The sequence below is a fragment of the Vreelandella piezotolerans genome (assembly GCF_012427705.1).
In the GTDB taxonomy this organism is placed as follows: domain Bacteria; phylum Pseudomonadota; class Gammaproteobacteria; order Pseudomonadales; family Halomonadaceae; genus Vreelandella; species Vreelandella piezotolerans.
Genome location: NZ_CP048602.1, coordinates 3140244 through 3153449, shown reverse-complemented (window position 1 = coordinate 3153449; position 13206 = coordinate 3140244). Strand labels below are relative to the sequence as shown.

Genomic DNA, 13206 nt, shown 5'->3' with positions numbered 1-13206 from the left:
AAAACACTAACATGATGCGTCATGTTTTTATGAGCTAATGTTTTAAGAACAGCGAATGAGGGATCTAAATAAACGAACGCACTACATGCGTATATTTCGTTCATTAACCAGGGTGGTGCTATGACAAACCATGGAGGTAAGTCGGTGTTTATCGCATCGGCGGTGATCATTTTTGGCTTAGTAATCGTAGGGGCCTCTTTTCCCGATGCGTTTGGCAGCGCCGCAGAGACGGCGCTGACGTCCATTACCGAACTGTTTGGCTGGTTCTATCTCTTCTCGGTATTCGGTTTTGTCGTTTTTCTGATCGGTCTTGCGCTCAGCAAATACGGCAAAGTGCGCCTTGGGCCTCAGGACAGTACACCCAGTTATAGTTTTTTTTCCTGGATCAGCATGCTGCTGGCCGCGGGGTTTGGAGTCGGCTTGGTGTTTTACGGCATGGCGGAGCCCATGACGCACTACATCAACCCGCCCTACGGGGATGTGCCTGCCGAAAGCGAGGCTGCCGCGCGCTATGCAATCCAATACAGCTACTTCAACTGGGGGATCCACCAGTGGGCCGCTTTCTCGGTGGTGGGACTGATCATCGCTTACTTTCAATTCCGCAAAGGGCAAGCAGGGCTGGTGTCGTCCGTTCTCTCATCGGTGACAGCCAAACATCCGCGTATTCGCCCCTATGCGTCTTGGCTGGATGTTTTTGCGGTAGTGGCGACCGTCATGGGCGTGGCAACGTCGTTAGGGCTAGGCGTCCTGCAAATGAATGGTGGGCTCAATGCGGTGTTTGGCCTGCCTGAGAACGGGCTTTGGCAGTTTGCCATTCTATTCGTGATGTTTTGTGCTTACATGGCCTCGACTTGGTCAGGGCTCGACAAGGGCATTAAACGGCTCTCGAATCTTAATATGGCGCTGTGTATCGGTTTGATGCTCTACGTGCTGTTCACCGGCCCGACCATCGCGATTCTCGAAACCATTACGCTGGGTATCGGCGATTATCTGCAGAACTTCATTGGTATGAGCCTACGAATTTCGCCCTACAGTGATAATCAGTGGGCCAGTAGCTGGACCATTTTCTACTGGGCCTGGGTCATCGCTTGGTCGCCCTTCGTCGGCACGTTCGTTGCCCGCGTCTCGCGTGGTCGTACCATCAAGGAGTACGTGTTCGGCGTACTGTTCGTGCCGCCGCTGCTGGCGTGTCTGTGGATCGGCGTATTTGGCGGGGCCGCGCTCAATTTGGAAATGAGCGGGAGCGATGTGGGCCTCGCGGCTGCAACGGAAGCCAACATCACCGTCGCCCTGTTCGAGATGTTCGATCTCATGCCGTTCTCTGGGGTACTGTCCGTGGTGGCCATGCTGCTGATTTTCATTTTCTTGGTGACGTCGGCAGACTCCGCTTCATATATCGTCGCGCAGATGACCGACAACGGCTCGATCAATCCGCCGCTCTACAAGCGCGTGGCATGGGGTGTACTGATTGCAGCGATCTGCTTGACGCTGATCGTCGCTGGCGGTCTTTCTGGATTACAATCTGCCGCCGTGCTGTCAGCTCTACCGTTTACCTTTATTCTGTATATGATGGTCATCGTACTGGTACGTGAGCTGCGTGCTGACCGTAAAGCCATGCTGACCCAGCTCTATCGTCGCCACGGCGAAACGCCCGTAGGGGCCGACGCCTTCGAGGCCGAGCAGCTGGGTGAAGAGGAGCGGTTGCGTCGTGCCCCTAGCGTGGTCAACCGGCGTATCAATAGCTAAGCAATGGCTTCAATAGAGGAAGCACTCATGGAAACAGCGTGCTAATGGCTCGACAAGGACGCCACGGAGCCACGCGAAGACAGCCCAAAGGCGCTGCTTTCGACCGCTGGCTGGATCGCTTGGTCACCGTGGCGGTGATCACGGCCATGGTGGTGGGCATCTCGGCGGTGATGGCTCACTGGCTGTTATGATGCAGTGTCCAAGGAGAGTGTGATAACGCCCGGCTATGCCGGGCGTTCGTGTATCTCGACTCGGTTGCGGCCACGCCGTTTGGCCAAATAGAGCTGTTGGTCGGCAAGGCTCAGCAGGTCGTCGGTACTCAGCGGCCGCTCGGCGGACATGCTGGCTACCCCCATACTGGCCGTCAGATGTGAATGTGTGCTGGAGTAAACGTGAGGAATGGCGAGTGAGAGCACTGCTTGGCGAAGACAGTTGGCGACGTCCAGCGCTCCAGCGCTCGCGGTGCCTGGTAGCACACAAATGAACTCTTCTCCGCCGTAACGTGCCAGCAGGTCGCGGCTGGGGTCGATGCACTGATTCAGCGCCGTTGCGACCGCCCGCAGCGTGTCATCTCCCATGGCGTGGCCATAGTGGTCGTTGAACTCTTTGAAATTGTCGATATCGATGAAAATCACCGACAGGGGCCGTTTGGCGCGATGCGCCCACTGCCACTGTTGAGCGATGAACATATCGAAGTGACGGCGGTTGGCCACGCCCGTCAGTCCATCGTATTGAGAAAGCTGATGAAGATGATCGCGCTGCTCCAGCCCTGATTGAAAGGCATTGAGGAGGTGGTCCAAGCTCTCGACCAAATGGCCCAGCTCGTCGTCGTGATGGCCTTTCAACGATGGTTTGGGCCACTGTCCTGGCCGTGCGGGGTCGGTTTGAGTAATTGCGGCGTGCACTTTCAAGAGCGGACGGGTAATGAAAATATGGAACAGCGCAATGACTAAGCCGCTCAGTAAAAAGGCTTCCACCACGCTTCGTCCCACGACCTCGTAGCTACGCTCTAAAAACTCTTGTGTCAGGTAGTCCGCATCCAGCGTGAGCGAGATATCGCCCACCGTCGCGTCGGGCATGTCACTGCCGATGTAGTAGCGTAGCGGCATGTCATGATTGACAATGTCGCCAAATAACCGCTGACTGAGCCAACTAGCGGCGGCTGGTCGAGTGGGGTAAAACTCTGCCAGAGCACGACCAAAATCGTCGCGAATCGCCACGTGAGCAATGTCGCTGTTACTGAACAAGCCAAACGCGATTTGATGCGCTAAATCGGGATTGAGCTGAAAAGCGGCTTCGGCCGCTGCGCCGTTGACGATGGCCAATTGCTGTAAGGTGCGTTTTTGTACGTCTTCGCGCATGCTACTGGCGTGACCGAGTAGCTCGATGCTACCGGATACCAAGCTGATCAAAATGGCGATTAACAGCGTTAGCAGGGCTTGCTTGAGCGTCAAGCGACCGCTGGCGAGATAAGGCTTGGTGATACTCACGACAGTGGCTCCCTTTTCGGGGTGGGCGGCGTGTCTAGGTGGCGCTGTAGTCGCTCGATCACGCTGCGTTCGACGCTGGGGTGACAGGCGAGATAAAGCGGAGCGTAATGGAAGGTAAACAGGTGCTCGATGGCAACGCCTTCTTCTGCTGCCAGTCGCTCTGCGGTCGCTCGTCCAGTGACGATGACATCGATCAACCCTGCCCCTAGCCTCACCATGTTTTCACGCTCGGTGGGCGCGCGCAGCACCTCGACCCCTTGGTTAGCCACGTAATCTCCCACGGCATCTTCACGAAAACTGCCTACCCGCCACTTACCCAACTGATCAAGCTCTGTAAGCTCCCAGTGTCTCGACAATAGGCCGAATGCCGACCACTCGTTGATGACCAGTGGTCCAACCCAGTGAAACAGCGGCTCTCTTTCAGAGGTACGGGTGGTGGAGTAGACGCAGTGGTGCTCGCGTAGCCGTGCTTCGGTATACGCCCGCGCCCAGGGTAAGAGGCGAAAGCGAGCGTCGATCCCGGCATGCGTCAATGCATGGCGTAGCTGTCGTGTGGCAATCCCGTCGATGTCGCCCTGAGGCGTCTGATAATTGAACGGTGGATACTCTTCGGTATTGATCGTGAGCAGCGGTGATTGAGCACGGCTGGCGAGACTGATACCGATGAGCAGCAAGCCGATTGCAACGATCACCCCATAGGGCATCACGTACAAGAGCGTTCGATTAACCATCGCTACCTGCCTGTATGGCCACCGGGAGAGTCGTGACGTGTTCGAAAGCCTGCTGGAGTTGGGCAACGAGGCGTGAGTCCGTCTCAGCGTTGAGCGCGAAGTAGAGATAAGATTCGCTCAGGGTATAGAGAGGTACCACGATCTCGGCGGGATAGCCTGCTTGCTCGGCAATCCACTGGGCGACATCGCTGCTGTAAGCCCACAGGTCGACGCGCTCGTGGAGCAGCATATGCAGGGCGCTGCGATTATCCATGGCTGGTCGTATCAGTGCCTCTGGGTAGCCTGCCTCGGTTAGGGCTTGGGCACCAATGTCCTCGCGTATGACCGCCACGCTCAATCCCTGTTCGATGGCATCGTCCAGTGAGGACACTCGAATGTTCGCTCCCTGACGTGCAAGCAGCACGACATGGTCTCGCGCGATGGGACCTACCCAGTGAAACCGCGATTCTCGGCTCGGCGTGCGGGTCGTGGAAAACAGGACGGTGTTGGGCCGATGCAGGGCGAGTTCGTAGCCGCGTACCCAAGGGTAGTAGCGGATGTCATCCCTGCCCAGGGGAGAGCCCGCATGGGCCAGCATGGCTTCAAGCAGCTCGACGGAGCTGCCCATCAAGCGGTCCCCGTCTAAGTAGTTGTAAGGCGGATACTCTTCCGTGATAAACGTCAGCGATGCCAGGGATACCGTTGAGTCGTCCGCGAACACACGGTCGTCAAAAAGAGAGGCGGTGACGTCAGCGCACCCTAGCAGTAGAAAAAGGGTGGCCAGTAAACGCTTTTTTATAACGTTGCCATGCGCCATCTAATAGCGTCCCTGTTATTAATTTAATCTAGCAAAGTTAGAGTAACTTTGTGTGTCTGTCACCTCTAATCTGTTAACGAACTGGATAGCGAAGCGATACGGCGAACTGATACTCTTATGGCTCTTTTTAAGAGAGCGCTGATATGTCGTCTGCCCCCGTCATGCCCAATGCCACTGTTTATGCGACCCGGCGCGAAATTTTCGGCTGGGCCATGTTTGATTTTGCTAATCAAGCCTACACACTGCTCATTATTACCGTGGTATTTGGCGAACTCTTTACCACGGTTATCGTGGGCGAACGCAACGATGGTTATCGGCTCGCCAACTTTTTATGGAGTCTTGCGCTTGCCATCAGTTATTTGATGGTCGTGATCAGTGCCCCGCTATGCGGTGCCGTTATGGATTATCGCGCTGAGAAAAAACGCTTTCTGCTGTTTAGCTATTTGGCAACGGTGGCCACGACGGCGATGCTCTACTTTGTCGAGCCTGGCTACGTGGTGCTGGGCCTGTTATTGATCGTGCTCTCCAACTATGCCTACTCCATGGGAGAGTCGTTCATTGCCGCCTTCTTACCTGAGTTGGGTCCGCCGGATGCACTGGGGAAGATTTCTGGCTTTGGCTGGGCACTGGGCTATATCGGAGGGTTAGTCGCTGCTGGTTTTACGCTCATCGTGCTGGGAGAGGCGACGGCCGACAACTTCGAGCGCATCCGCTGGGTGGGTCCATTTGCGGCTGGCTTCTTTTTGGTGGCTGCCATCCCAACGTTTTTGTGGCTAAAAGAGCGCGGTGTGCCCAAACCCCACGGTGTCTCTTATCGCCAAATCGCTCAGCAGCGAATAGTGGGCACCTTCAAGGAGCTGCGCACCTTCAAGGATTTGAGCATCTTTCTTGTCTCTCTGCTGTTTTCCATGGCGGGGGTCTACATCATCATCGCCTTCGCGTTCATTTACGGTGCTCAAGTCATCGGATGGGATGAGAGCGTGCGCAATATCATGTTCATCATCGTGCAAGTCACCGCTGCTGCTGGTGCGATCGGATTTGGCTTTCTGCAGGATAAACTCGGGGCCAAGCATACGTACCAAATGACCCTGGCCCTGTGGGTGGCTGCTATCGTGGCCATCTGGGCGACCCCCGAAGTGACCGCATGGCTCAATCGGCAGTTGGGTTGGCAGTGGCAAGCGCAGCATGTATTTCTAATCGTGGGCTGCCTGGCTGGTTTGAGCTTGGGCTCCAGCCAGTCGGCCAGCCGCGCGCTGGTGGGTGTTTTCTCGCCGCTGGAGAAGTCAGCAGAATTTTTCGGCTTCTGGGGGTTGGCCAACAAGCTCGCCGGGGTGCTAGGCATCGTCATGCTGGGCATACTGCAAACGCTAATTGGACTACAAGCGTCTATTCTTCTTTGTGTGGGGCTGTTCATGGCGGCCATGCTGATCTGCTTAGGCGTCAACGAGCGCCGCGGGCGTCAGGCGGCGGTGGCCTGGAAAAGTGTCTAATGCCACGAGGTGAGCGATGATGACAGGCCGGGCACAGCGCGGCGGCATCGTCATGATGCTGCTCTTCTGGGTGCTGCTCATGGCAGTGGGCACTTGGTGGATCCAAGGCGGCCTGGAGCAGATGTGGCAGCCAAATGTACATCTGATGAATACCGCTCCCGACAATGCGCCGGTCACTCTCAAACGAAACCGAGCGGGGCACTTCGAGGCACCTGGCCGTATCAACGGAGAACCCGTTACGTTTTTGTTGGATACCGGGGCCACCTATGTGGCGGTGCCCAGCGAGCTAGCCGAACGCCTGCGTCTGGAGCCAGGGCGGCGTGCTTGGTTCAATACGGCCAACGGGCGAGTAGAGGGGAACCTGACCCAGTTGGAGGAAGTCGCGCTCGGTGGAATACGCATGAGCAACGTGCAAGGCTCCATCAGTCCAGGCATGGAACGGGATACGGTGCTGTTAGGCATGAGTTTTCTGAATCAGTTAGCCATCGAGATCCGTGGCGGAGAGATGGTGCTTAGACTGCCAGAACCTTAACGCTGGTTTGTGTTAAGCGCACTCATGTGCTTAGCTGAAGGCTCATGGACGCTTAAACGCAAGGAGTGACAATGGGTATCGAAGTCGGTGGTTTATTAGGTTTGATCTGGCTCGTCATCGTCGTATGGGCCATCGTAAAAGTCGCTAAAAGCTCGGCCGGTGGGTTGGCCAAACTGCTCTGGATCATCGCACTACTGGTCTTTCCCCTTGTCGGGCTAATCGCTTGGTTCTTATTTGGCCCCAAGGGATAGCGAGTGTTAGTCAGTAGAGATATAAAAAGGCAGGCCGTGAGGGCCTGCCTTTTCTGTATTGAGCATCATGAATAGCGGCTATTCATCCATTGCGCTATTGGCATCGGTAGGCGGTGCCTTGTAGTGCCCGGGGATCTTCAGCTTCTCACCGTTGGGCAGGTCACGCACCTGTGTCGGCACATAAACACGTTTAATGACACTTTTGGCTTTGCCATCTCCCATGGGATCTCCTCCTGTCAGATTGTCGACAGTCTGCCACCTCACATTAGCGCTTGATGTTAGAAGAATCAAGCCGACCCAAGCTGCCCAGTAACGAAAGCCAGGGAACATTGATCAAAGGGCAGGCGCTGGCGAGGTTTTGAGGTATCCTGGGAGCTATCACGACCTGCTTTTGCATCGGGTGAGCGGGTGATAATACAAACTGCCTAAGCGGAGTGAAGAAAAAGGATGGTAGATCACTTGGAACAGCAATTTCAAGCACTTGGGGAACAGGATGCGGTCACCCCCGACTACCCCGACCAGGATCACGTGCTTATCATCGAAGACGATCAGCGCTTGGCGGAGCTCACCCGCGACTACCTGGAGGCAAACGGCTTTCAAGTCACGTTAGAAGCGGATGGCGCCAAAGGAGTCGACCGTATTTTGACGCTGCAGCCTGATCTCGTCATTTTGGATCTAATGTTGCCGGGGGAAGATGGTTTAGCGATTTGTCGCCGTGTTCGGCCCAATTTTGTCGGCCCCATCATGATGCTAACCGCCCGAACGGACGATCTCGATCAGGTATTAGGACTCGAAATGGGCGCGGACGACTACGTGCCTAAACCGGTGCAGCCGCGCGTGCTGCTAGCACGCATGCGCGCGTTGCTGCGGCGTGCCGATGGTCCTGCTCCAGATGGCGAAATGCGTCTTAAGTTCGAAAATTTGGAGATCGACAACGCCACCCGTGAAGCTTGGCTCTCTGGTGATCGCATCGACTTGACCAGCGCCGAATTCGATTTGCTATGGCTGTTGGCGCGGAATGCGGGTCGTGTGCTGACCCGTGAAGAGATCTTCAGCGATCTTCGCGGTATCAAGTACGACGGTCAGGACCGCTCCATCGACGTGCGGGTGTCGCGGATTCGTCCCAAAATTGGCGACGACCCCAATCAGCCGCACCGCATCAAAACCGTGCGCAGCAAAGGCTACCTGTTCGTAAAGGACAGTTAAGAGAGGTTGTGGCATGCGGCGAGTGCTGAGTCACGGCACGTTTTTGCGTTTCTACCTGCTGCTGGGGTTAGCGCTTTGCGTGGTGTTTTTCATCGCGCTGGGCGGGCGCTCTTTTATCGAGCAGGTGCGCCGTGAGGATTACCGTGAGCAGCTCGCTGCGCTGCCCATGTCGCTGATGACTCAGCGGTTAGCGGACGTGCCCATGGAGAGGCGGGAAGCGCTGCTGGGGGAGTTTTCGGAACAGTTGGGAATGCAGCTCGCGCTGCGTAGCCTCAGCGACGCGTCCCTTGGCTATTTTGAGCGGGCGCGCATCGAGCGTGGCACGGTGCTGGTGTCAGAGCCGCCGTGGCAGCTACGTCAGCGCCTACCGACGACTGGCAGTGGAGAGCAGTGGCTGCTGGAAGCCACCTTTGGTGCCTGGAGCGAGCGCCAATGGCAGGGCAGTATGGTGCTGTTAGGTGATTGGCTAGCCGGTATGCCTGCCGAGGAGCGGCTGACGGCGCTCACGCGTTTGCGGCCGGGCAACTGGCCGCTGAGCCTGCTCAATGCGCTTCCCGACGATCTAACCACCGAACAGCAGTTTCAGCTCACCCTGGGCGGGGTCATTACCCGGCTCGTCTCGGACAAACTCTCCATTACGCTGCTTTATCAACTGCCGAATGAGACAGGTGGCGCGGAGCAGTGGTTGCAGGCAGGCCCCATTTCCCGGGGGGACACCCTGCCGCTGAACCTGCATCTGCCGCTGCTTGTCGCACTGATGGTGGTCCTCAGCCTGATCATTTATCTGATCATGCGCAGTATCGAGTCGCGGATGGCACGTTTGGAATTGGCCGCAACGCGGATCGCCAGCGGTCGTTTGGAGACGCGGGTCAAAGTGGAGAGCGGCGACTTTCTGGGACGCTTGGGGATGGCCTTCAATGGTATGGCGAACCAGGTGCAGAGCCTGCTGCGCGGTCAGCAGGAGATGATTCGCGCGGTATCTCACGAGCTGCGCACGCCGGTAGCGCGTATCCGCTTTGCGGTGCAGATGGTCGAAGACATGACCGACCAACCCGCTATTCAGCGTCAGCTACAGGGTATCGATGCAGATATCGCCGAGCTCGATGAACTGGTGGACGAAATTCTAACGTACGCCCGCTTGGGCGGTGAAACGGTTAACGGCGCCGAACTCGAAATGGCGCTGGTTGAGTGCCGAGCCATGGCCGAAAGGGTGATCGACACGCTGGCCCCGCTGCATGCTCGTCAGCAACTGACCCTGGTGCCAGGGCCGGATATCGAGCTGCTGGCAGAGCCCCGCTACCTTCAGCGGGCGCTGCAGAATCTGGTGGGTAACGCCTGTCGCTACGGCAAATCCCAAGTGGTGATTCGCCTGTGGGATGAGCCGCATTTGGTGCGTATCGATGTCGAGGATGACGGGCCGGGGATTCCTTTCGAGGCGCGGGCCGATGTCTTCAAGCCCTTTGCGCGGCTGGACGATAGCCGCGCTCGTAGCTCCGGTGGTTACGGCCTTGGTCTGTCGATCGTACAAAAAATCATGGCGGGTCACGGTGGCAGCGTTACCGTGGACAGCAGTCCCACGCTGGGCGGAGCGCGCTTTACGCTGCTGATTCCTCGTCGCGAATCGCCGGTTTAATGCCAGAGAGTACCGCAAAGGAGGTCTCCTTGGCGGTGCGTAAAAAGTCCTGCATCCACGGCGCCTCGGCGCTCTCTTCCCGAATGGCCGCATGAAGTGTGCTCCAAATGCCTTGATCGCCGAGCTTTACGGCGCTGACATAGTCGCGCTCCAAATACTCGGTGAGCGCCCAGTTGGGCAGCGCACACACGCCGCGTCCGCTGGCCACAAGCTGCATCATCATGATCGTCAGCTCCGCCGTGCGGATCTCTTTGGGGCGCACGTTGGCTGGCGCCAGAAACTGCGTGAAGACATCTAGACGCGACTGTTCCACCGGGTAGGTAATGAGCGTTTCATCGGCCAGTGCCTCAGGCTCGATATAGGCTTGTCCCGCGAAGCGGTGCTGACGGGCAACGGCAAGCAGGCCCTCATAGCGAAACAGTGGTACATAACGCACACCTTCCAACGGCTGCGGATCGGCGGTAATCACCAGGTCGAGCTGTTCACGAGCCAGCGCTGGTAGGGGGTCGAAATGGTGCCCGCTGGGAATGTCGATCTCTACTTCCGGCCAGTGATCACGAAAGTAATCCACCGTCGGCATTAACCACTGAAAACAGCTATGGCACTCGATGGCCATGTGTAAGCGCCCCTGTTCGGTGCCAGCTAGACGGGCCAAATCCCGTTCGGCTTTGCGCACTTCGGGCAAAATCTCATCGGCCAGCGCTAGCAGCCGTAGCCCGGCGCGAGTGAACTCCACCGGCCGGGTTTTGCGGACGAACAGCGGTCCGTCCACGCGGCTTTCCAAATCTTTTAATTGATGTGATAGGGCCGACTGCGTCAAGTGCACCCGCTCAGCAGCTTCGACGAGCGAGCCGGTCTCGCGTAGGGCCAGTAGTGTGCGCAGGTGGCGTAGTTCAATCATTGTGATTAATTTTCATGGTTGGTATTAGAATCTTTAGTTTGATTCACGTTTGTGCGGTGCTCAAACTGTGTGAAATCATTCACGTTGGAAGGATTCATCATGACAGTGTCGCATATTCTCGGCTATCCCCGTATCGGAGCACAGCGCGAGCTGAAAAAAGTCACTGAAGCCTACTGGAAGGGCGAGGTCCGTCGCGATGAGCTGGAAGCCGCAGGTCAAGCACTGCGTCTTGCCCACTGGCAAACCCAGCAGGCGGCCGGCTTGGACATGGTCAGCGTGGGTGACTTCGCCTTTTACGATCACGTGCTAAACGTCTCCGTGTTGCTAGGGGCGGTGCCTGGCCGCTTTCAGGCTGAGGATGAAGTGAACGCAGGCTGTATCGACCTGGATACCGCCTTTCGTATGGCCCGTGGCCGCGCACCGAGCGGTACGCCAGCGGCCGCTTGTGAAATGACCAAATATTTCGATACCAACTACCACTACCTAGTGCCGGAACTGCATCGTGACCAGACGTTTACCTTAGCCTCCTCGCGGCTGTTTGACGAGGTGGATGAAGCGTTGAAAGCGGGCTTTACGCCCAAAGTGACGCTAATCGGCCCACTGACTTGGCTATGGTTGGGTAAAGCCAAGGGGAGCGAGTTCGACCGCCTCGACCTGCTCGATAGCGTTTTGGACGTTTACAGCGAGGCGCTGTCCCGCCTAGCGACGCAAGGCGTCGAGTGGGTGCAACTCGATGAGCCTGCGCTGGTACAGGATTTGCCGCTCTCCTGGCAGCAGGCTTACGAGCGTGCCTACTATCGCTTACAGTCGACACCGCTGAAGCTGTTGGTCGCCACGTACTTCGGTTCGCTGGGCGATAACCTTCCGCTCGCGACGCGGTTGCCGGTGGAGGGGCTGCACATCGATGCCGTGCGAGCTCCCGAGCAGGTGGCGGGTGTGATCGATCGGTTGAGCCCCCAGCAGGTACTGTCGGTGGGGGTGGTTGATGGACGGAACATCTGGCGCGCTGACTTGGCCACGCTGCGCGAGCGGTTGCTACCACTGAAAGTGCGGCTAGGTAAGCGGCTGTGGCTCGCGCCTAGCTGCTCGCTGCTTCACGTGCCGGTCGACCTGCGTCAAGAGACCGAGCTGGACGCCGAGCTTTTGAACTGGCTGGCGTTTGCCCGCCAAAAGCTGGATGAAGTGGTGACGCTAGCGCGGCTGATCGATAACCGCGCCACGCCGGAGGATGAGCAGCGGTTGAGCGATGCCACCCGTGCGCTGGATGCACGGCGCGAGTCGCCGCGTACCCGCCAGCCCGCCGTGGGCGAGCGTTTGGCCGCCGTGACGTCCGCAGATAGCCAGCGTCAGTCACCCTACGTCGAGCGCACACAGGCCCAGCGACGGCTGCTGGCACTGCCACTGTTTCCCACCACCACGATTGGCTCCTTCCCGCAGACGGATGCCATCCGTGCTGCACGTCGGGCGTTCAAGGCAGGTGAGCTCAGTCAGACGGACTACGAAGCGAAGATGCGCGAAGAGATCGCCCACGCGGTAGCGCGCCAGGAAGCGCTCGGCCTGGACGTGTTGGTGCACGGTGAAGCCGAGCGTAACGACATGGTGGAGTACTTTGGTGAGCAGCTCGACGGTTTTGCGTTTACCCGCTTTGGCTGGGTGCAAAGCTACGGCACCCGTTGTGTGAAGCCGCCGATCATCGTGGGCGACGTATCGCGGCCTACGCCGATGACCGTGCGCTGGAGCGAGTATGCCCAGTCGCTGACCCAAACGCCGATGAAGGGCATGTTGACTGGGCCGGTGACGATCTTGCAATGGTCGTTCGTGCGCGACGATCAGCCCCGTGCGACCACCTGCCGCCAAATTGCTCTGGCCCTGCGGGATGAAGTTTGCGATCTGGAAGCAGCGGGCATCTCTATTATTCAAATCGACGAACCGGCGCTGCGCGAGGGGCTGCCGCTTCGCCAGAGCGAGTGGCAAACGTATCTGAATTGGGCCGTCGAGAGCTTTCAACTGAGTGCTGCCGGGGTAGCCGACAGTACCCAGATCCATACTCACATGTGCTACTCGGAATTCAACGATATCATCGGCGCCATTGCCGCGCTGGATGCCGACGTAATCACCATCGAGACATCGCGTTCGGACATGCAACTGCTGGATGCGTTTCAGGACTTTGCCTATCCCAATGAAATCGGGCCAGGTGTCTACGATATACACTCGCCGAATATTCCCGATATAGCGTGGATGGTGTCACTCATGGAGAGAGCGTTGAAGAAAATCCCAGCCGAACGGCTATGGATCAACCCGGACTGCGGATTGAAAACCCGCCGCTGGGCCGAAGTCGAGCCTGCATTGGCCAATATGGTCGAGGCTGCTTTGCAGCTACGCCAGCGCTACGCCTAGATCCAACACCTCTCACCTTCGCCCCGCTGCGTA

Annotated in this window: 13 protein-coding genes; 8 read left to right on the top strand and 5 right to left on the bottom strand. The window is 57.6% G+C overall.

Annotated features, from left to right (window positions below; genetic code table 11):
• Window positions 1-120: 120 nt before the first annotated feature.
• On the top strand, window positions 121-1746 hold the full coding sequence (locus GYM47_RS14460; RefSeq protein WP_139526320.1) for a BCCT family transporter: 1626 nt from the start codon (window positions 121-123) through the stop codon (window positions 1744-1746).
• Window positions 1747-1790: 44 nt separating this feature from the next.
• Window positions 1791-1937 carry a hypothetical protein gene (locus GYM47_RS14455; protein WP_168444471.1) on the top strand — a complete coding sequence of 49 codons (147 nt, stop codon included), beginning with the start codon at window positions 1791-1793 and terminating at the stop codon, window positions 1935-1937.
• Between the two features lie 33 nt (window positions 1938-1970).
• On the opposite strand, the gene GYM47_RS14450 is transcribed toward GYM47_RS14455, so the two are convergent.
• The 3 genes from GYM47_RS14450 to GYM47_RS14440 are packed head-to-tail and all read right to left on the bottom strand — an operon-like array spanning window position 1971 to window position 4763.
• Window positions 1971-3236: a GGDEF domain-containing protein gene (locus tag GYM47_RS14450; protein ID WP_139526321.1), complete on the bottom strand. Its 1266-nt coding sequence runs from the start codon at window positions 3234-3236 to the stop codon at window positions 1971-1973.
• On the bottom strand, window positions 3233-3967 hold the full coding sequence (locus GYM47_RS14445) for a substrate-binding periplasmic protein (protein WP_231125548.1): 735 nt from the start codon (window positions 3965-3967) through the stop codon (window positions 3233-3235). Before GYM47_RS14445 ends, GYM47_RS14450 begins: the two co-directional genes overlap by 4 nt.
• A complete protein-coding gene (locus GYM47_RS14440) occupies window positions 3960-4763 on the bottom strand; it encodes a substrate-binding periplasmic protein (protein ID WP_139526322.1) in 804 nt (267 codons plus the stop codon). The genes GYM47_RS14445 and GYM47_RS14440 overlap by 8 nt, the downstream gene beginning before the upstream one ends.
• A 143-nt stretch (window positions 4764-4906) precedes the next feature.
• Between GYM47_RS14440 and GYM47_RS14435 the strand changes: the two genes are divergently transcribed.
• From GYM47_RS14435 to GYM47_RS14425, 3 genes are all read left to right on the top strand, one after another.
• Window positions 4907-6253, top strand: coding sequence for an MFS transporter (locus GYM47_RS14435; RefSeq protein WP_231125549.1), 1347 nt, complete (start codon window positions 4907-4909; stop codon window positions 6251-6253).
• Between the two features lie 16 nt (window positions 6254-6269).
• Window positions 6270-6785, top strand: coding sequence for a retropepsin-like aspartic protease family protein (locus GYM47_RS14430; RefSeq protein WP_139526323.1), 516 nt, complete (start codon window positions 6270-6272; stop codon window positions 6783-6785).
• Window positions 6786-6856: 71 nt separating this feature from the next.
• Window positions 6857-7036 (top strand): PLDc N-terminal domain-containing protein, encoded by a 180-nt coding sequence (locus tag GYM47_RS14425; protein ID WP_139526324.1) that lies wholly within the window; start codon window positions 6857-6859, stop codon window positions 7034-7036.
• 78 nt (window positions 7037-7114) lie between these two features.
• Here the strand turns inward: GYM47_RS14425 and GYM47_RS14420 are convergent, their stop codons facing one another.
• Complete coding sequence (locus GYM47_RS14420; protein ID WP_168444470.1) at window positions 7115-7258, bottom strand: hypothetical protein; 144 nt, start codon at window positions 7256-7258, stop codon at window positions 7115-7117.
• 225 nt (window positions 7259-7483) lie between these two features.
• Here GYM47_RS14420 and GYM47_RS14415 point away from each other — a divergent pair, with 225 nt between their 5' ends.
• Window positions 7484-8242 (top strand): winged helix-turn-helix domain-containing protein, encoded by a 759-nt coding sequence (locus tag GYM47_RS14415; RefSeq protein ID WP_139526325.1) that lies wholly within the window; start codon window positions 7484-7486, stop codon window positions 8240-8242.
• 13 nt (window positions 8243-8255) lie between these two features.
• Complete coding sequence (locus GYM47_RS14410) at window positions 8256-9875, top strand: ATP-binding protein (protein WP_139526326.1); 1620 nt, start codon at window positions 8256-8258, stop codon at window positions 9873-9875.
• On the opposite strand, the gene GYM47_RS14405 is transcribed toward GYM47_RS14410, so the two are convergent.
• Entirely contained in the window at window positions 9838-10776 is a 939-nt protein-coding gene (locus GYM47_RS14405) for a LysR family transcriptional regulator (protein WP_139526327.1), read from the bottom strand. The two genes, GYM47_RS14410 and GYM47_RS14405, sit on opposite strands and share 38 nt — an antisense overlap.
• 99 nt (window positions 10777-10875) lie before the next feature.
• Here GYM47_RS14405 and metE point away from each other — a divergent pair, with 99 nt between their 5' ends.
• Window positions 10876-13173, top strand: coding sequence for a 5-methyltetrahydropteroyltriglutamate--homocysteine S-methyltransferase (gene metE, locus GYM47_RS14400; RefSeq protein ID WP_153842488.1), 2298 nt, complete (start codon window positions 10876-10878; stop codon window positions 13171-13173).
• Window positions 13174-13206 lie beyond the last annotated feature (33 nt).